Below are 17,683 nucleotides of genomic sequence, written 5' to 3'. Positions count from 1 at the left end.
GAGCCGTCGGCGTGCGGGTCCTAATGTGGCTGAGCAGCTCTCGTATTGCGCCGGCCGGCGGAGTGCGCCCACCGACCCAGATGGCTCGAAGCTGGCGCCGCAGGCTCAACTCAGGGACGGTGATGGCGCATAGCCGACCGACCGCCAGGTCGTCGGCCACTGCCAGCCGGCTCATAGCGGCCGGCCCGGCGCCGGCAAGCACCGCGGCGCGCATAGCGGCAGCGGACGTCAATTCGAGTACCGGGGGCGCTTGCCGCATGTCGTCGCCCAGCGCCCGGCGCAGGGCCACCGTCAGTGAATCGCGTATGCCTGAGCGGGGTTCGCGTGTAACCAGGGGAGTTTGCGCGAGTTCGGCGGCGCTCACCACTCGCGATCGTCGAGCCCATTTGTGACCCGGCGGCACGACGACCACCAGTTCGTCATGTGCCACCACACAGCTGCCTAATCCCCTTGGCGGGAAGGGGTTCTCGACGAACCCAAGATCGGCAGTGCCGTCCCGAACCAAGGCGATCGCATTTTCGCTGTTGGTGGCGGTCAGGATCACTTCAGGGGCGGTGCTGCCACCTCGCGTGGCGGCGGCCTGCAAAGAGACTAGCCAGTGCGGCATAATTTGTTCGGCGATCGTCTGGCTGGCCACCACCTTGATTCGTTGGCGGCTTTTGGCGCGCAACGAGCCTAAGCCGGCGTCGACTTCGCGGGCGACTTCAACCAAGCGAGCCGCCCACTCAGCGACGAGAACCCCGGCAGGGGTAAGTGTCGAGCCGCGTGTCGTCCGGACAGCCAACCCGACCCCGATCTGGGCCTCCATCGATGCCAGCCGTGCCGACACGGCCTGTTGGGTCAATCCCAACTCGCGGGCAGCACCACCGAGACTGCCTGTCTTCGCGATTGCCAACAAGATTTCGAATGAAGCAAGTTCGGGCATGCGGGAACTGAGCGCCATGCTGGATCACGTCACAAACAAGCCTTGTGTGTGTTTTCTGGACTCCTGTATACACCGCCCCACCCAGGGCCGGGTCGTTCTCACAGCCGACAGGCAGCATATTCCTATGGCTTCCGCAGCTACCGAGACACATCGGGAGATAACGGTCACAACAAGGTCTTGTGGCTCCACAACAACGAAACCTCTACTGGCGGCACCTTGTAACGAGAACCATTGCAGGCATGACACCTCCAACCAACCAGGCACCGGCAGCGAGGTGGCGGCCGGTACAGTCGCCGCGCATCCCGGCCAGAGCGGCAATGTGTCCACGGCCGCAGGAGGTCTTGAGTATGCGCCCGTACCGAGTAGCGATCGTCGGCTCAGGCCCGTCGGGGTTCTTTGCGGCGGCGTCGCTGCTGAAAGCCGCCGACACCTCCCCCGAATTCGACGTCGCTGTCGACATGCTCGAGATGCTGCCCACGCCATGGGGTCTGGTGCGCTCCGGCGTCGCGCCGGATCACCCCAAGATCAAATCGGTCAGCAGCCAATTCGAAAAGACCGCTGAAGACCCTCGCTTTCGCTTCTTCGGCAATATAGCCGTAGGCCAGCACATCCAGGCTGCCGAACTCGCCGAGCGCTACCACGCCGTTATCTATGCCGTCGGGGCACAATCGGACCGGCCGCTAAAGATACCCGGTGAAGACCTGCCGGGCAGCATCTCGGCGGTCGATTTCGTCGGCTGGTACAACGCGCACCCGTACTCTGCGCAGTTAGCCCCTGATCTGTCGAACGGGCGGGCCGTTGTTGTAGGCAACGGCAATGTCGCCCTCGATGTCGCCCGCATGCTGGTGACCGACCCTGATGCACTGGCACGCACCGACATCGCCGATCACGCGTTGCAGTCACTGCGGCCCTGCGGTGTCGAGGAAGTGGTGATCATCGGTCGGCGCGGACCACTGCAGACGGTGTTCACCACCTTGGAGTTGCGTGAGCTTGGTGACCTAGAAGGAGTCGATGTGGTGGTCGACCCGGCGCAGCTGGAGGGCATCAGCGACGACGACGCCGCAGCGGCGGGCAAGACCGCCAGACAGAACATCAAGGTGCTGCGCGAGTACGCCGCACGCGCTCTGCGGCCCGGACACCGCCGCATTGTGTTGCGTTTCCTGACGTCGCCGATCGAAATAAAAGGCGACGGGAAAGTCGAACACATCGTGCTCGGCCGTAACGAGTTGGTGAGCGACGACAACGGACAGATGGTGGCCAAAGACACCGGGGCCCGCGAGCAGCTGCCGGTTCAGCTGGTGGTGCGCTCGGTGGGCTATCGCGGCGTGCCGACCCCCGGGCTGCCGTTTGACGACCACAGCGGAACCATCCCCAACACCAATGGCCGGGTGGCGGGCAGCCGCAACGAGTACGTCGTCGGCTGGATCAAACGCGGGCCGACCGGGGTGATTGGAACCAACAAGAAAGACTCACAGGAGACGGTCGATATCCTGCTCGCCGATCTGGCTGAGGCTAACCTCGTCGATTTCGGCGCCGACTATGCCGACACGCTCGCCGACTGGCTGGCGTCGCGCCAGCCGAAACTCGTCAGCGCGGCGAACTGGCAGGCTATCGACCGCTTCGAACGCGAAGCGGGCGAGCCACAGGGACGCCCCCGCGTCAAACTCTCCAGCCTGACCGAGCTGCTGCGGATCGGACTTGGCTGATTGCTCGCGGTGATCTTTTGAACGGTATCGAGGAAGGAGACATTCGTGACTTACGTGATTGCCGAACCCTGTGTCGACATTAAAGACAAGGCATGCATCGAGGAATGCCCGGTCGATTGCATCTACGAGGGAACGCGGATGCTCTACATCCATCCAGACGAGTGCGTCGACTGCGGCGCCTGCGAGCCGGTGTGCCCGGTCGAGTCCATCTACTACGAAGACGACTTGCCCGAGCAGTGGCGCGGGTACAGCCAGATCAACGCCGACTTCTTCGCAGAACTGGGCTCCCCTGGTGGCTCGTCGAAAATCGGAGCCACCGACAACGACCCGGTTGCGGTCAAAACCTTGGAGAGCAAAGCAGGTCTGTGACCCAGAGGTCACTATGCTCCGCTACGCAGATCAAACAAATTCCGCGTCGACGCGCGACGATGCCGACACGGTCGGCGCAGGCACCTCGGGCGACCAGGCGGCGAAGGGCCGGCGCACATACATCGACCATGTGACCAGCGCGGCGGCGACGTATAACGCCAAGAAGACCCAGAACGCCGCTGTGTCAGCGCCGGTGCTCTGATAGGACTGCCGCAGCGCTAGGTTGACGCCGACGCCGCCGAACGCGCCAGCCGCGGCGGCGAATCCGATCAGCGCTCCCGACATGTTGCGTGACCAGTGTCGACGGTCAGGTTCGCTGAAATCCTGCGTGTAGCTGCGCGCTTCGATGACCGCCGGGATCAACTTGAACACTGCCCCTTTGCCGAGCCCGGCCAAGATGAACAAGGTGATGAGGCAGACGACATAGCCCACGATGGTGGCGGTAGTCGTGCAGCCGGGAGTGTGGTCGTCGTGGGTGCTGATGCACGCCAGCGCCCCGGTTGCCACGATCATGCCCGCAAACACGGCCAGGGTGACCCGGCCGCCACTGAAGCGGTCGGCGAGCCTGCCGCCGTAGATGCGGGCCAGCGAGCCCAGCAGCGGCCCGATAAAGGCGTACTCGGCGGCATGCAAGGACGCCTCAGCGGCACTTTGCCCGCTAGCGATGAAGTTGATTTGCAGCACCTGGCCGAACGCGAACGAGAATCCGATGAAAGTGCCGAAGGTGCCGACGTAGAGCAGAGCGAGCACCCAAGTGTCGGGCTCGAACATTACCGACCGCAGGGTGGCCACCTCGATGCCATGCTCCAGGTTATCCATGAACAATGCCGCCGCGATCGCGACGACCGCCAGCAGCACCAGATAGACCGCGCACACCCAGTACGGCTGCCGGTTGCCGACGACCGCGAGTGCCATCAGCCCCACTATCTGGACGACCGCCAACCCGAGGTTGCCCAGGCCGGCGCTCAGCCCCAGCGCCCAGCCCTTGAGCCGCTGCGGGTAGAAGGCGTTGACGTTGGCCAGTGACGCGGCGTAGTTGGCGCCGCCGCATCCCGTCAGTGCCGCGCACAGCACATAAGTCCACAACGGCAGGCCGGGGATGGCCAGCAGCGCGATAGTTCCGACGGTGGGGATCAGCAGCACCAGCGCCGCAAACGTCGTCCAGTTACGTCCACCGAATTTCGCAATACCCAACGTATAGGGGATGCGCAGACATGCCCCCGTCAGAGTGGCGGTGGCGCCGAGCAGCAATTTGTCCGCCGCGGAGAAGCCGTACACCGATTCGGGCATGAACAGCACCATCACCGACCAGAGGGCCCAGATCGAGAAGGCAACGTGGTCGGCCGCCACCATGCAGAGCAGGTTGCGCCGCGCGATTTTCTTGTTGCCGGTCTCCCAAGCGACAACATCCTCGGGGTTCCAGTCCGAGATTCGGCGCGCACGCCCCATACCGCCTCCCCAAGTGACAATCTCGCGCGACTACGGTAACCGGGAAATCTGCCATGGGGCTGGCACCGTTGGCTGTGAACTCGCAGTGAGTTGCTAGAGAGTTAGCAAGCAATTTCAGGGTGGATGGGGCCGTAGTGGCCAACCAGAACGCCTAGTCCTCTGACTCGAACAGGACGTCGGTCTCAAAGCAGCTGTGATTTCCGGTGTGGCAGGCGCCGCCGACTTGGTCAACGACCAGCAGCACTGCGTCGCCGTCGCAGTCGAGCCGCACGGAATGCACGTGCTGGGTGTGCCCGGACGTTTCGCCCTTCACCCACTGCTCGCCGCGCGAGCGCGAAAAGTACGTCGCCTCACGGGTTTCCAGGGTGCGGGCCAGTGCTGCGTCGTCCATCCAGGCGACCATCAGCACGTCGCCGCTGCCGCGCTCCTGCACCACGGCGGTGAACAGGCCGTCGGCGTTGCGCTTCAGACGCGCAGCGATATCGGGATCGAGTGTCATCGCACCGTGATCCCTTCGGCGGCCATCGCGGCTTTCACCTCACCGATGGTCAGCTGCCGGAAGTGAAACACGCTGGCCGCCAACACCGCATCGGCACCCGCGTGCACGGCGGGCGCGAAATGCTCCAGCGCGCCGGCACCGCCACTGGCGATCACCGGCACCGTGACTGCGGCGCGCACCGCCCGCAGCATGGCCAGGTCGAAACCGGCTCGGGTGCCATCGGCGTCCATGGAATTCAGCAGAATCTCCCCCACCCCTAGCTCGGCGCCGCGGGCTGCCCATTCGACGACGTCAATGCCCGTTCCACGCCGCCCTCCGTGCGTGGTGACTTCCCAGCCCGACGGTGTCGGGGGCGACCCGACCGGCACGGTGCGCGCGTCGACGGACAACACGATGCACTGCGACCCGAATTGCCGGGCCATCTCGGCCAGCAGGTCGGGCCGCGCGATCGCGGCGGTGTTGATCGACACCTTGTCGGCCCCGGCGCGCAGCAGCGCGTCGACGTCGGCCACCGTGCGCACGCCGCCGCCGACGGTGAGCGGAATGAACACCTGCTCGGCGGTGCGGCGCACCACCTCGAGCATGGTGGCCCGTCCAGCCGAGGACGCGGTGACGTCCAGGAAGGTCAGCTCGTCGGCGCCCTCGGCGTCGTATACCGCGGCGAGTTCGACGGGATCACCTGCGTCCCGGAGATTTTCGAAGTTGACTCCTTTGACCACCCGCCCGTCGTCGACGTCCAGGCAGGGGATCACCCGCACCGCAAGGCCGTTACCCGCAGACATCTCAGTAGGCTTCCGGCCCGCCGGTGCGGCGCAGTATCTCCAGCATTTCGGCGTGGACGCCTGGCGCAGCCGCCAGAGCCGACCGCGCCTCGGGGGTCCACGGGTCGCCGGCCAGGTTGGTGACGATGCCCCCGGCTGCACGCACCAGCGCCACCCCGGCCGCATGGTCCCACACATGGTCGCCGAAACTGATTGCGCCGCCGAGAATTCCGTCCGCAACGTAGGCGAGGTCGATCCCGGTGGCGCCGTGCATACGCAGCCGCGACGACACCCGGCTCAAGTTTTCCAGCACGGCGAGCCGATAGCGTCCCGGGAACCGTCCCCGCGAGTCGGCGTTGAAAGTTCCTATGCCGATGATCGAGTCCGCCAGCTTTGTGGTGGCCAGCGGTGGCTGCGGCACACCGTTTTTGACCAGCGGCCCGCCGACCACGGCGGTGTAGCGCTGACTCGTGAACGGCACCCAGGTGAGGCCGGCGACGGGATCACCATTGTGCAAAAGTCCCAACAGGATCGCCGACATCGGTGAGCCCGCGGCATAGTTGAACGTCCCGTCGACAGGGTCGAGCACCCACACCCAGCGCGAGTCGACGTCCGCGCCGCCGAACTCCTCACCGTGCACCTCGATTCCGGTGGCCTTGACCAGCGCGTCGACGACCTGGCGCTCGATGGCCAGGTCGACTTTGGTGGCGAAGTCGTTGCCCCGTTTGCTGACCGCCGAGTCGGCGCGGTGGCCGGCGACGAACTGCTCGGTGGCGGCCTCCAGGATCGCGGACGCTTCGGCCACGAGCGCGTCTAAGTCCTTGATCATTCCCGCACCGCCGCCAGCGCTTGCGGCAAACTGAATCGGCCGGCGTAGAGGGCCTTTCCGACGATGGCGCCCTCGACACCGCTGCTCGTCAGGGTGGCGATGGCGCGTAAGTCGTCCAAGCTGGACACCCCACCGGATGCGATCACCGGGGCGAAGGTGCGTTCGGCGACGGCTCGAAGCAGATCGAGATTGGGACCTGTGAGCGTGCCGTCCTTGCTGACATCGGTGACAACGAAGCGTGAACAGCCCTCGGCGACAAGGCGTTCCAATACTTCCCACAGATCGCCACCGTCGGTCTCCCAGCCGCGGCCGCGCAGCCGATGCCGGCCCTCGACGATCTGCACATCCAGGCCGACGGCCACCCGCTCGCCGTGCTCGGCGATCACCTCAGCGCACCAGCCCGGATTTTCCAGCGCAGCCGTGCCCAGGTTGACCCGAGCGCACCCGGTCGCCAGTGCTGCGGCCAGCGAGTCGTCGTCGCGGATGCCGCCGGACAGTTCGACGTGCACGTCGAGTTTGCCCACGACCTCGGCCAGCAGTTCGCGGTTGGACCCGCGGCCGAAAGCCGCGTCCAGGTCGACCAGATGGATCCACTCGGCGCCGTCGCGCTGCCAGCCCAGCGCCGCGTCGACCGCCGAGCCGTACTCAGTTTCGCTGCCGGCGCGGCCCTGCACCAACCGCACTGCCCGCCCGTCCACCACGTCGACGGCGGGCAAGAGAATCAACGACATCTCTACAGCCCCTCGACCCAGTTGCTCAGCAGAACCGCGCCGGCGTCACCGCTCTTTTCGGGGTGGAACTGGGTGGCGGCCAACGGACCGTCCTCGACGGCGGCCAGGAACGGTATGTGATAGGTGGCCCAGGTCAGCAACGCGTCGGCTGCGCCCTCCCAGCGCTGTGCGGCGTAGGAGTGCACGAAATAGAACCGCGCATCAGCGTCCAGCCCTTTGAACAGCGCGCTGCCCGGCGCGGCGGCTACGACGTTCCAGCCCATGTGCGGGATCACCGGGGCGTCGAGCCGGGTCACCGCACCCGGCCACTGCCCGCAGCCCTGCGATTCGACACCGAACTCGATACCGCGCGCGAACAAAATCTGCATACCGACACAGATTCCCAGCACCGGGCGCCCGGCGACAAGCCGCTCCCTGATCGCCTTGTCGCCGTTGACCTTCCGAAGCCCGTCCATGCAGGCCGCGAACGCGCCGACGCCGGGCACTACCAGACCGGCGGCGGACGCGGCAGCATCCAGGTCGGCTGTCACCTCGACTGAAGCGCCGACCCGCTGTAGCGCGCGCTGCGCCGACCGCAGGTTACCCGAGCCGTAGTCAAGGACCACGACGGATTTCGCTGTCACAAGGCGCCTTTGGTCGACGGCACGCCGGATACCCGCGGATCGGGTTCGACGGCCTGACGCAATGCACGAGCGATGGCCTTGTACTGCGCCTCGGTGATGTGGTGCGGGTCGCGTCCGGACAACACCCGCACATGCAGCGCGATGCGGGCGTTCATCGCCAGCGTCTCGAACACGTGCCGGTTGACGACCGTGTGATACGGCACCGTGTTCCCAGCAATCGTGAAGTGCCGCAGATGATCCGGCTCGCCGGTGTGCACGCAGTACGGCCGGCCGGAGACGTCGACTGCAGCGTGGGCCAGCGCCTCGTCCATCGGGATGAAGGCGTCACCGAACCGGCGGATGCCGATCTTGTCCCCGAGCGCCTGCCCGAGCGCCTGGCCGAGCACGATCGCGGTGTCCTCGATGGTGTGATGTGCCTCGATATCGACATCCCCTTTGGCGCGCACGCTCAGATCGAAGCTGGCGTGGCTGCCTAGCGCGGTCAGCATGTGGTCGTAGAACGGGATACCGGTGTCGACATCAACCTGTCCGGTGCCGTCGAGGTCCAGTTCGACGACGATGTCGCACTCTTTGGTGGTGCGTTCCACGCGCGCACGGCGATTGGTAGTCATGACGCTCCTAGTCATCGTGGTGGCGACCCGCTGCGCCCGGCTTTGCCGCGCTTGCGATCCCCACCAGCATTTCGGCCAGTTCGCTGGCGGCGATGCGCCCGCTGGCTTCCAGGAACGCATCGTTTTCCCCGGCCAGCCCAATGGTGGCGCGCAGAAATCCGGGAATGCCGACATCGCGGATCAGCACACCGGCATCCAGGTAGCGCTGCCAGGCGGTGGGCGCGTCGGCGAACTGCCCGAACAACACGAAATTCGCGTCGCTGCGGATGACCCGGAATCCCATGCGAGTCAACTCCGCTGTCACTCTCTCGCGCTCGGCGATCAACGCGGCCACACTAGCCAGGGTGTCGTCGGCGTGGCGCAGCGCAGCGCGGGCCGCGGCCTGGGTGAGCGAGGACAGGTGATACGGCAGCCGCACCAACAACATTGCCTCGATGACCGCTGGGGTGGCGATCAGGTATCCCAGCCGGCCGCCGGCGAACGCGAATGCCTTGCTCATGGTGCGAGTGACGACGAGCTTGGTCGGGTATTCCTGCACCAGCTGGACCGCGCTGGGTTGCGACGAGAATTCGCCGTATGCCTCGTCGAGGATCAAGATGCCCGGTGTCACCTCGAGCAGCCGCCGCAGATCGGGCAGCGAGACGCTTTGCCCCGACGGGTTATTGGGGCTCGCCACCATCACGATGTCGGGTTGGCGCTCGGTGATGGCGGCGACGGCGGTGTCGACGTCGATGCTGAAGTCTTCTGCGCGTACCGTCTCGAGCCATTCGGTGTGGGTGCCGTCGGAGATGATGGGGTGCATCGAGTACGACGGCACGAAGCCGATCGCGCTGCGGCCCGGCCCCCCGAATGCCTGCAATAGCTGTTGCAAAACCTCGTTGGAACCATTCGCAGCCCAGACATTTTCGGCTCCAAGCTGTGTACCGGTCTGCGCGGTGAGGTAAGCCGCCAGGTCGCGCCGCAGCGCGACCGCGTCACGGTCGGGGTACCGGTGCAATTCGGCGGCTGCTTCGTGCACCGAGCGCGCGACGTCCTCGACCAGCGCCTTGCTCGGCGGATGCGGGTTTTCATTCGTGTTCAGCCGCACCGGAACAGCCAATTGCGGGGCGCCGTAAGGCGTTTTGCCGCGCAGGTCGTCGCGCAGCGGCAGTTCGTCGAGCGTCGGGCGGTCGGTCATCGCTCGAACCTCCGCCGTATCGCCTCGCCGTGCGAGGGCAGGTCTTCGGCCTGCGCCAGCGTGATCACGTGTCCGGACACGTCTTTGAGCGCGGCCTCGGTGTAGTCGACGACCTGGATGCCGCGCAGGAACGTCTGCACCGACAGCCCGCTGGAGTGCCGTGCGCTGCCGGCGGTCGGCAACACGTGGTTGGAGCCGGCGCAGTAGTCGCCCAGGCTCACCGGCGAGTACCGGCCGACGAAAACCGCGCCAGCCGAACGGATCCGGGCAGCGACGCTGGCGGCGTCGACGGTCTGGATCTCCAGATGCTCGGCGGCGTAGGTGTTCACGACGCTGATACCGGCGTCGAGATCGTCGACCAGGATGATCGCCGACTGCTGACCGGACAGCGCAGCCGTCACCCTCTCCCGGTGCACCGTGGTCTGCAGCTGGCCGGCCAGCTCGGCATCGGTGGCGTCGGCCAGTTCGGCGCTGGGGGTGACCAGCACGCTGGCGGCCATCACGTCGTGCTCGGCCTGGCTGATCAGATCGGCGGCCACGTGTGCGGGATCAGCGGTGTGGTCGGCCAGGATGGCGATTTCGGTCGGCCCCGCTTCGGCGTCGATGCCCACCCGGGAACGGCAGAGCCGCTTGGCGGCAGTGACGTAGACGTTGCCCGGCCCGGTGATCATGTCGACCGGCGCCAGCTCTGTGCCGTCGGTGTCGGTGCCGCCGTAGGCCAGCAGCGCCACCGCCTGAGCGCCGCCGACCGCCCAGACTTCGTCGACGCCCAGCAGCCGGGCAGCGGCCAAGGTCGTCGGGTGTGGCAGGCCGTTATAGGCGGCTTGCGGTGGGCTGGCGATGACCAGCGAGCCGACCCCGGCCGCCTGCGCCGGCACCACGTTCATCACCACGCTGGAGGGGTAGACCGCGTTGCCGCCGGGCACATAGAGGCCCACCCGCTCGACGGGAACCCACCGCTGTGTGACCGTCGCGCCGGGACCGAGTGTGGTCATGACGTCGGCGCGACGCTGGTCGGCGTGGACCGCGCGGGTCCGCTCGATGGCCACTTGCAGCGCGTCACGCACGTCGCGATCCAGGCCGGCCAGCGCCGCGTCGAGCTCGGCGATCGGCACCCGCACGGCCGCTGGCCGCACCCCATCGAACGACTCAGCGTACTGCAGCGCCGCCTCAGCACCCCGCGACGCGACGGCCTCGACGATCGGGCGCACCGTGGCCAGCACCGCATCGACATCGCCGCCACCGCGCGGCAATACGGCGCGCAGCGCGGCCGCGGACAACTCCGCGCCGCGTAGGTCGATGCGCGCCATAACGTTCACGCTGACCATTGTCCCAGGCAGTTCAAATGGATATCGGACCGGTACAGTGACCGCATGTCCGTACAGGATCGTCCCAACAGTGCGCCGGGCGTCCCGATGATGTTTCCGCCATGGTTTGAGCGGTGGCAGGTCAAGTACATGAACCCGGCGATCAAACCGTTTGCGCGCTATCTGCCCGGTGCAGCGCTGATCAAACACCGCGGCCGCAAGTCCGGCAAACCCTACGAGACGATCGTGACCGCCTACCGCAAGGGAAACGTACTGGCGATTGCGCTCGGCCACGGCAAGACCGACTGGGTGAGAAACGTGCTGGCCGCCGGCGAGGCCGACGTGCAGTTCTTGCGGAAGAGCGTGCACATCACCAATCCGCGGATCTTGCCTGCCGGCACCGGTGGCCAGGAGCTGCCGTGGCTGGCGCGGCTGCAGGCGCGCCGACTTGGCGTCTTCGTCGCCGACATCGCCTGAGGGCCCTGTCTAGTCGGTTTCCAGGGTGCGCTTGATGGGAGCTGAACGAGCTGACGTCGGCTACTTGCTGGCCGAGCACTTGCTGGGTCTGGTTGGCGCCGCGCTGCGCCGCGTTGCCCAGCGCCGCATACCGGCCTCCGACCGGCCGGCGCCCAGTGATCAGCGACTCGTGGAGCGGGCCCGGGCAGCGATTCACGACAACCACCCGGCGGCGCGTGGGCTATTCCCGCTCGCCGAGCTGCTTGATACGTCGCCTTACCGGTTGAGCCGGGCATTCCCGCAGCAGCTGGGTGTGTCGCTGACCAGGTACCGCAACCGGGTGAGAGTGAGCCGTGCGCTCGACCAGGCGCAGCGCGATACCGCGACGCTGGCCGACATCGCCGCCTCGCTCGGCTTCGCGGACCAGGCCCACTTCACCCGGGTGGTGCGGCAGCACGTCGGCCATACACCGGCTGCACTGCGTCGCGAGCTGTGCACTCTCGCCGAGACTTAAGCGGTTGCGACTCGTCCCGGCGTGTCCGCGCAAACGTTTAAGTGTCGCGGCGTCGGCTCGCCCGCTTAAAGATCGAGGCCGATGTCCAGCACCCGGGACGAGTGGGTGAGCGCACCGACGGCGAGGTAATCCACCCCGGTGCCGGCGTAGGACGCAGCGTTGTCAAGGGTCAGTCCGCCCGATGATTCGAGTTTGGTTGCCGGAGCGCGGGAGTCGCGGCGCTGCACAGCGATTTGTGTCTGCCACACCGGGAGATTGTCAAGCAGCACCAATTCGGGCTCTTCGGCCAGCACCTCGTCGAGTTGTTCCAGCGAATCCACTTCCACTTCGCAGGGCAGATCCGGTGTAGCCGTGCGCACCGCCCGCAGCGCGGCGACCACCGATCCCGCCGCCGCGACGTGGTTGTCCTTGATCAGCGCGGCATCACCCAGGCCCATCCGATGGTTGACGCCCCCGCCGACGCGCACCGCGTACTTCTGCAGCGCCCGCAGGCCGGGCAGCGTCTTGCGGGTATCGCGGACCTGCGCCTTGGTGCCCTGCACCGCGTCGACCCACGCGGCCGTCGTGGTGGCGATGCCCGACAGGTGGCAGAGCAGGTTCAGCATGGTGCGCTCCGCGGTCAACAGGCCGCGAGTCGGCGCCTCGAGCACCAACAACGGCGCGCCCGGCGGCAGCCGGGCGCCGTCGTCGACGCGGTCGAGCACCCGGTACCGGCCGCCAAGCACTTCGTCGAGCACCAGCAGCGCGACGTCAACGCCGGCGATCACGCCGGTTTCGCGGGTCGCCAGTGACGCGGTCGTGACCGCCTCGGCTGGCACTGTCGCCATCGTCGTGACGTCGGGGCCGTGGCGCAGATCTTCGTCGAGGGCGCGGGTGATCGTGACCCGAGCCTCGGCCAGCTCACAGTCCGAGAGTGGCATCAGCACACCGCCGCGAGCGCCTCGACGTGAACCGTGGTTTGGTCGTCGGCCAGCCGAACCACACTGCTGCGGGCCTGTTCGGGAACGGCGTGCGGGTGGTCCGCGCGATTGTGGCAGCCCCGGCTCTCGTCGCGGGCCAGTGCGGCGGCGGCGACGGCGCGGGCGGTCAGAGTCAACCCCACGTCTTCGACGTCGGCGCGGTCCGCCGTTCGGCGAAGGGCCGCCGCGGACAGCGTGTCGACCAACCGGCGCAGCCCGACGGCATCGCGGACCACCGACGCATCGCTGGTCATCGCACGCTGCAGCTCGCCGCGTTCCAGCGCCCAACCAACAACTGCCTCAGGCAATGTCGCGTGTGGATGTCCGACGGCCGCCGCGTGCGTGGCCGCCGCTCGCCCGGCGCGCCCGCCGACAACCAGGCCCTCCAGCAGGCTGTTGGACGCCAACCTGTTGGCGCCATGCATCCCGGTTCTGGCCACCTCGCCGGCCGCGAACAGCCCGGGCAACTCCGTGCTTCCGTCGACATCGGTGACGACGCCGCCGCAGCTGTAGTGCGCGCCCGGAACCACCGGAATCGGTTCGCGCACAGGGTCGATGCCCAGGGCCTGACAGGCTGCGGTGACCGTCGGGAAGCGGGACTCGAAGCCTGCGATCCCTCGGGCGTCCAGATAGACACACGGATCACCGGTTGCTTTCAGTCGCGCGTCGATGGCGGCCGCCACCACGTCGCGGGGCGCCAGATCACCCATCGGATGCACGCCGGCAATCACCGAATCACCGTGGGCGTCAACCAATGTGGCGCCCTCACCGCGGATCGCCTCGGTGACCAGCGGACGCCGCCCTCCGGTATGCCCGTCGAACAGCATGGTCGGGTGGAACTGGATGAACTCGATATCGCTGACCGGGACACCGGCCCATAGCGCAAGCGCAATGCCGTCGCCGGTGGAGCCGTCGGGATTCGTGGTCGCGCTGTAGAGGTGCCCGAGCCCGCCGGTGGCCAAGATCACCGACGGCGCATGCACGACGCCGAGTCCGTCGGCGTTGAGCACCGATACCCCGGTCACCGCGGTGTCGTCGTGCAGCACCCGTACGGCGGTGTGGTCGGTGCGGATATCCAAAGCGGCAGCGGCATTGTCGAGCACGCGTTGAACCTCGGCCCCGGTGGCGTCACCGCCGGCGTGCACCACCCGGCGCCGCGAGTGCCCGCCTTCTCTGGTCACTGCCCAGCCGCCGGACAAAGATGCGTCGAATTGTGCTCCATACCTTGCCAATTCGGCCACGGCGCGATAGCCGTCGGCGACGATGGAACGCACCGCCTCCGGGTCACAAAGGCCCCCGCCCGCGGCGAGCGTGTCGGCGACGTGAGCGTCTACCGAGTCGGCGCTGTCGGGCAGTACCACCGCAATTCCGCCCTGGGCGTAGTGGGTGGCTGTCATTCCGCTCTTCTGGTGCGCCTTGCTGAGCACCATCACACGGCGGCCGGCGCGATGGGCAGCCAGCGCGGCAGCCAGTCCACCCACGCCGGTGCCGATGACGACGACGTCGGCCGACTGCTGCCAGGCCGGAGCCGTGCTCATTCGCCGCCGCCGGGCTGGCCGATCTCGATCATCCGCTGCACGCTGCGCCGCGCCCGCTGCGACGTCTCGGGGTCGACGTCGACCTCGTCGACGCCGTCGAGCAGGCAACGCAACAGCGCTGCGGGGGTGATCATCTTCATGTACTTGCACGACGCGCGGTCGTTGACCGCCTGGAAGTCGACACCGGGCGCGGCCCGCCGCAGCTGATACAGCATGCCGACCTCGGTGGCAACCAGCACCTGACGGGCGTGGGTGGCGCGGGCGGCGTCGAGCATTCCGCCGGTGGACAGGATCTTCACCCGCTCCTGCGGGAAGGCGCCTTCACCGGCGAGATACAAAGCCGAAGTCGCGCAACCGCATTCGGGGTGTACATACAGTTCGGCGTCGGGGTGGCTGCGGGCCTGGCCGGCCAGCTCGTCGCCGTTGATCCCGGCGTGCACGTGGCATTCGCCGGCCCACACGTGCAGGTTCTCCCGGCCGGTCATGCGGCGCGCGTGCGCCCCGAGGAATTGGTCGGGGCAGAACAACACCTCGCGGTCCGGGTCGATGGAGTTGACCACGTCGACGGCATTCGACGACGTGCAGCAGATGTCGGTGAGCGCCTTCACCGCGGCGCTGGTGTTGACGTAGGACACCACGACCGCACCCGGGTGCTCGTCCTTCCAGGCCTGCAGGTCCTCCGCGGTGATCGAGTCGGCCAGCGAACAGCCGGCCCGCTGATCGGGAATCAGCACGGTCTTCTGCGGGCTCAGGATTTTGGCGGTCTCGGCCATGAAGTGCACACCGCAGAACACGATGGTGTCTTCAGAAGCGTCGGCCGCTATCCGCGACAGTGCCAGCGAGTCACCCACGTGGTTGGCGACGTCCTGGATGGCCGGCAGCTGGTAGTTGTGCGCCAATATGGTGGCGTTGCGTAGCTGCGCCAGCCGGCGGACCTCCGCGGCCCACTGTTCGTCGCCGTCGATACCGGTGTAGCCGGCCGGTGAGTCGATGATGCGGGCAGCCAAGTCATCCGCCAGCGTGTCCGTGCGATTCAGGACCGTCATGGCCGTTTCCTTTCGCCCTGAGGAGGTTTTCGACTTACAATCGAAAACGTGCTTCATGGTAGCACTGGCCACGAGGTTCTCGCCGTCGTGTTCCAGGTTCGGGGTGCCGAAAGACCCTGTGGCAGCGAGAAACCGCAGCTCAATGTGCTGTTGTGGCAGCGCGCACGTGAGCCGCAGCTGGGGGCGTGGGCACTGCCCGGCGGGCGGCTACGCCACGACGAGGACTTGACGACCTCGGTTCGTCGGCAATTGGCCGAGAAGGTGGATCTGCGTGAGATTGCACACCTTGAGCAGCTGGCGGTGTTCTCCGATCCTCGCCGGGTGCCCGGTGATCGAGTGATCGCATCGACGTTTCTGGGACTGGTGCCCTCCCCCGCCACGCCGGAGCTGCCGCCCGACACCCGCTGGCATCCGGTGACTGCACTGCCGCCGATGGCGTTCGACCACGGCCCGATGGTGGCCCACGCCCGGACCCGACTGGTCGCCAAGATGTCCTACACCAACATCGGATTTGCCTTGGCCCCAAAGGAATTCGCGCTGTCTACGCTGCGAGACATCTACGGCGCCGCGCTGGGCTACCAGGTTGACGCGACGAACCTGCAGCGGGTGCTGGCCCGCCGTGGCGTCATCACGCAGACCGGCACCATCGCTCAGTCGGGCCGCAGTGGGGGCCGTCCACCCGCGTTGTACCGGTTCACCGATTCGCAGCTGAGGGTCACCGACGAGTTCGCGGCGCTGCGCCCGCCCAGCTGAGATGTGACCCAACCGTGATCGTCGGTGGGCGGGCCGACTGGATTCTTAATACCCTCTTAAGTAACAATGCCGGGATGGACCCAGCCACCCTCGCAAGCGCCACCGGCGCCGAATGGATCGCCCGCCCCCCGCACGAAGAGCTGCGCCGCAAGCAGCGCCCGCTGCTGCCGTCGGACGACCCGTTCTACGAGCCGCCACCCGGCTATGAGCACGCACTGCCAGGCACCGTGTTGCGCTCCCGCGAGGTCGAGCTGGCGTTTTTGGGCCTGGTACCGCAACGGACCGTTGCCACGCAGCTGCTGTACCGCACGACCGACATGAACGGTAAGCCGGAGGCCACCGTCACCACGGTGATCGTTCCCCGGGAGGTCGCACCGGGGCAGCCCTGCCCGCTGCTGTCGTATCAGTGCGCGATCGACGCGGTGGCGTCCCGCTGTTTCCCGTCCTACGCGCTGCGGCGCTACGCCAAGGCGATCGGCGCGTTGGCGCCGCTGGAGTTCTTGCTGATCAACGCCGCCCTGGCCGAGGGGTGGGCGGTGTCGGTGCCGGACCACGAAGGCCGCCACGGGATGTGGGGCGCCCCTTACGAGCCGGGCTACAGCATTCTGGACGGGGTGCGCGCCGCCCTCGGCTCGGAGCGCCTGGGGTTGTCGACGTCGGCGCCGGTGGCGTTGTGGGGCTACTCGGGTGGCGGGCTGGCCACCGCGTGGGCTGCCGAGCTGTGCGCCGACTACGCGCCCGAGCTCGACATCGTCGGTGCGGTGCTGGGATCGCCCGTCGGCGATCTTGGCCATACGTTCCGGCGGCTCAACGGCGGCTTCCTGGCCGGTTTGCCCGCACTGGTGATTGCGGCGCTGGCCCACGTCTACCCCGACCTTGACCGGGTGATCAAGGAGCACACCAGCGAAGAGGGACGCACCTTGCTGTGCGAACTCGAGGACATGACGACGGTCGGCGCGGTCATCCGGATGGCCGGCAAGAACGTCGGCAAATACCTCGACCGTCCGCTCGAGGAGATCCTCGAGATGCCGGAAGTCCAATACGTGTTCGACAACATCAAGTTGGGCAAAACGGTGCCGACGCCTCCGGTGCTGATCGTTCAGGCGGTGCATGACTACCTCATTGCCGTCGACGACATCGACGCCCTGGCCGATGCCTATTCCGGTGGCGGCGCCGATGTCACCTACCACCGCGATGCCTTCAACGAACACCTCCTGCTGCATCCGATGTCGGCGCCGATGACGCTGCGCTGGTTGCAGGACCGGTTCGCTCGGCGGCCGCTGACCGACCACGTGATCCGCACAACGTGGCCGACCATCCTCAACCCGGCCACCTACATCGGCATGGCCAGGCTGGGCAAGATCGCGGCGAAGGTCATCACCGGCAGGCCAGTGCGCCGACGCCCGCTGTAGCTATGACGCGCGAAGGCG

Annotated in this window: 18 protein-coding genes and 1 pseudogene; 6 read left to right on the top strand and 13 right to left on the bottom strand. The window is 67.1% G+C overall.

What is annotated here, in order from left to right; all coding sequences use genetic code 11:
• Window positions 1–10 precede the first annotated feature (10 nt).
• Window positions 11–943, bottom strand: a pseudogene (locus G6N15_RS19150) (LysR family transcriptional regulator); the annotation flags it as partial.
• Window positions 944–1,272: 329 nt separating this feature from the next.
• On the opposite strand from G6N15_RS19150, the gene G6N15_RS19145 reads away from it, so the two are divergent.
• Entirely contained in the window at window positions 1,273–2,631 is a 1,359-nt protein-coding gene (locus G6N15_RS19145; RefSeq protein ID WP_083087541.1) for an FAD-dependent oxidoreductase, read from the top strand.
• A gap of 45 nt (window positions 2,632–2,676) precedes the next feature.
• A complete protein-coding gene (fdxA, locus tag G6N15_RS19140; protein WP_083087542.1) occupies window positions 2,677–3,000 on the top strand; it encodes a ferredoxin in 324 nt (107 codons plus the stop codon).
• 30 nt (window positions 3,001–3,030) lie between these two features.
• Here the strand turns inward: fdxA and G6N15_RS19135 are convergent, their stop codons facing one another.
• The 9 genes from G6N15_RS19135 to hisD form a co-directional block, all read right to left on the bottom strand.
• Window positions 3,031–4,449 (bottom strand): MFS transporter, encoded by a 1,419-nt coding sequence (locus G6N15_RS19135; RefSeq protein WP_083087543.1) that lies wholly within the window; start codon window positions 4,447–4,449, stop codon window positions 3,031–3,033.
• 151 nt (window positions 4,450–4,600) lie between these two features.
• On the bottom strand, window positions 4,601–4,948 hold the full coding sequence (gene hisI / locus G6N15_RS19130) for a phosphoribosyl-AMP cyclohydrolase (protein WP_083087544.1): 348 nt from the start codon (window positions 4,946–4,948) through the stop codon (window positions 4,601–4,603).
• Window positions 4,945–5,730, bottom strand: coding sequence for an imidazole glycerol phosphate synthase subunit HisF (gene hisF, locus G6N15_RS19125; RefSeq protein ID WP_083087545.1), 786 nt, complete (start codon window positions 5,728–5,730; stop codon window positions 4,945–4,947). The genes hisI and hisF overlap by 4 nt, the downstream gene beginning before the upstream one ends.
• 1 nt (window position 5,731) lies before the next feature.
• A complete protein-coding gene (locus tag G6N15_RS19120; RefSeq protein ID WP_083087546.1) occupies window positions 5,732–6,538 on the bottom strand; it encodes an inositol monophosphatase family protein in 807 nt (268 codons plus the stop codon).
• Entirely contained in the window at window positions 6,535–7,269 is a 735-nt protein-coding gene (gene priA, locus G6N15_RS19115; protein WP_083087547.1) for a bifunctional 1-(5-phosphoribosyl)-5-((5-phosphoribosylamino)methylideneamino)imidazole-4-carboxamide isomerase/phosphoribosylanthranilate isomerase PriA, read from the bottom strand. The genes G6N15_RS19120 and priA overlap by 4 nt, the downstream gene beginning before the upstream one ends.
• A gap of 2 nt (window positions 7,270–7,271) precedes the next feature.
• Window positions 7,272–7,892 (bottom strand): imidazole glycerol phosphate synthase subunit HisH, encoded by a 621-nt coding sequence (hisH, locus tag G6N15_RS19110; RefSeq protein WP_083087548.1) that lies wholly within the window; start codon window positions 7,890–7,892, stop codon window positions 7,272–7,274.
• The gene (hisB, locus tag G6N15_RS19105; RefSeq protein WP_083087549.1) at window positions 7,889–8,518 is read right to left on the bottom strand and encodes an imidazoleglycerol-phosphate dehydratase HisB; all 630 of its coding nucleotides are present in this window, start codon (window positions 8,516–8,518) and stop codon (window positions 7,889–7,891) included. The genes hisH and hisB overlap by 4 nt, the downstream gene beginning before the upstream one ends.
• Window positions 8,511–9,680, bottom strand: a complete 1,170-nt coding sequence (locus G6N15_RS19100; RefSeq protein WP_083087550.1) for a histidinol-phosphate transaminase — start codon at window positions 9,678–9,680, stop codon at window positions 8,511–8,513. Before G6N15_RS19100 ends, hisB begins: the two co-directional genes overlap by 8 nt.
• Window positions 9,677–11,008 (bottom strand): histidinol dehydrogenase, encoded by a 1,332-nt coding sequence (gene hisD, locus G6N15_RS19095; RefSeq protein ID WP_083087551.1) that lies wholly within the window; start codon window positions 11,006–11,008, stop codon window positions 9,677–9,679. The genes G6N15_RS19100 and hisD overlap by 4 nt, the downstream gene beginning before the upstream one ends.
• 45 nt (window positions 11,009–11,053) lie before the next feature.
• Between hisD and G6N15_RS19090 the strand changes: the two genes are divergently transcribed.
• Window positions 11,054–11,464: a nitroreductase family deazaflavin-dependent oxidoreductase gene (locus G6N15_RS19090; protein WP_083087552.1), complete on the top strand. Its 411-nt coding sequence runs from the start codon at window positions 11,054–11,056 to the stop codon at window positions 11,462–11,464.
• A gap of 34 nt (window positions 11,465–11,498) precedes the next feature.
• Window positions 11,499–11,957, top strand: a complete 459-nt coding sequence (locus G6N15_RS19085; RefSeq protein ID WP_083087587.1) for a helix-turn-helix transcriptional regulator — start codon at window positions 11,499–11,501, stop codon at window positions 11,955–11,957.
• Between the two features lie 65 nt (window positions 11,958–12,022).
• On the opposite strand, the gene nadC is transcribed toward G6N15_RS19085, so the two are convergent.
• Genes nadC through nadA form a run of 3 tightly spaced genes read right to left on the bottom strand, consistent with a single transcriptional unit; the run spans window position 12,023 to window position 15,500 of the window.
• On the bottom strand, window positions 12,023–12,877 hold the full coding sequence (gene nadC, locus G6N15_RS19080; protein WP_083087588.1) for a carboxylating nicotinate-nucleotide diphosphorylase: 855 nt from the start codon (window positions 12,875–12,877) through the stop codon (window positions 12,023–12,025).
• Window positions 12,877–14,454: an L-aspartate oxidase gene (locus G6N15_RS19075; protein WP_083087553.1), complete on the bottom strand. Its 1,578-nt coding sequence runs from the start codon at window positions 14,452–14,454 to the stop codon at window positions 12,877–12,879. The genes nadC and G6N15_RS19075 overlap by 1 nt, the downstream gene beginning before the upstream one ends.
• Window positions 14,451–15,500: a quinolinate synthase NadA gene (gene nadA, locus G6N15_RS19070; protein WP_083087554.1), complete on the bottom strand. Its 1,050-nt coding sequence runs from the start codon at window positions 15,498–15,500 to the stop codon at window positions 14,451–14,453. Before nadA ends, G6N15_RS19075 begins: the two co-directional genes overlap by 4 nt.
• Before the next feature lie 48 nt (window positions 15,501–15,548).
• On the opposite strand from nadA, the gene G6N15_RS19065 reads away from it, so the two are divergent.
• Entirely contained in the window at window positions 15,549–16,253 is a 705-nt protein-coding gene (locus G6N15_RS19065; RefSeq protein WP_083087555.1) for an NUDIX hydrolase, read from the top strand.
• Between the two features lie 74 nt (window positions 16,254–16,327).
• Window positions 16,328–17,665 (top strand): lipase family protein, encoded by a 1,338-nt coding sequence (locus G6N15_RS19060; protein WP_083087556.1) that lies wholly within the window; start codon window positions 16,328–16,330, stop codon window positions 17,663–17,665.
• Window positions 17,666–17,683: the final 18 nt, after the last annotated feature.

It is taken from the genome of Mycobacterium noviomagense, assembly GCF_010731635.1.
In the GTDB taxonomy this organism is placed as follows: domain Bacteria; phylum Actinomycetota; class Actinomycetes; order Mycobacteriales; family Mycobacteriaceae; genus Mycobacterium; species Mycobacterium noviomagense.
This window is presented reverse-complemented; position numbering and strand designations above follow the sequence as displayed.

Coding starts and splice junctions, on each gene's coding strand:
- G6N15_RS19145 (WP_083087541.1), top strand. CDS start 1,273: ATGCGCCCGTACCGAGTAGCGATCGTCGGCTCAGGCCCGTCGGGGTTC.
- G6N15_RS19135 (WP_083087543.1), bottom strand. CDS start 4,449: ATGGGGCGTGCGCGCCGAATCTCGGACTGGAACCCCGAGGATGTTGTC.
- hisI (WP_083087544.1), bottom strand. CDS start 4,948: ATGACACTCGATCCCGATATCGCTGCGCGTCTGAAGCGCAACGCCGAC.
- hisF (WP_083087545.1), bottom strand. CDS start 5,730: ATGTCTGCGGGTAACGGCCTTGCGGTGCGGGTGATCCCCTGCCTGGAC.
- G6N15_RS19120 (WP_083087546.1), bottom strand. CDS start 6,538: ATGATCAAGGACTTAGACGCGCTCGTGGCCGAAGCGTCCGCGATCCTG.
- priA (WP_083087547.1), bottom strand. CDS start 7,269: ATGTCGTTGATTCTCTTGCCCGCCGTCGACGTGGTGGACGGGCGGGCA.
- hisB (WP_083087549.1), bottom strand. CDS start 8,518: ATGACTAGGAGCGTCATGACTACCAATCGCCGTGCGCGCGTGGAACGC.
- G6N15_RS19100 (WP_083087550.1), bottom strand. CDS start 9,680: ATGACCGACCGCCCGACGCTCGACGAACTGCCGCTGCGCGACGACCTG.
- hisD (WP_083087551.1), bottom strand. CDS start 11,008: ATGGTCAGCGTGAACGTTATGGCGCGCATCGACCTACGCGGCGCGGAG.
- G6N15_RS19090 (WP_083087552.1), top strand. CDS start 11,054: ATGTCCGTACAGGATCGTCCCAACAGTGCGCCGGGCGTCCCGATGATG.
- G6N15_RS19085 (WP_083087587.1), top strand. CDS start 11,499: ATGGGAGCTGAACGAGCTGACGTCGGCTACTTGCTGGCCGAGCACTTG.
- nadC (WP_083087588.1), bottom strand. CDS start 12,877: ATGCCACTCTCGGACTGTGAGCTGGCCGAGGCTCGGGTCACGATCACC.
- G6N15_RS19075 (WP_083087553.1), bottom strand. CDS start 14,454: ATGAGCACGGCTCCGGCCTGGCAGCAGTCGGCCGACGTCGTCGTCATC.
- nadA (WP_083087554.1), bottom strand. CDS start 15,500: ATGACGGTCCTGAATCGCACGGACACGCTGGCGGATGACTTGGCTGCC.
- G6N15_RS19060 (WP_083087556.1), top strand. CDS start 16,328: ATGGACCCAGCCACCCTCGCAAGCGCCACCGGCGCCGAATGGATCGCC.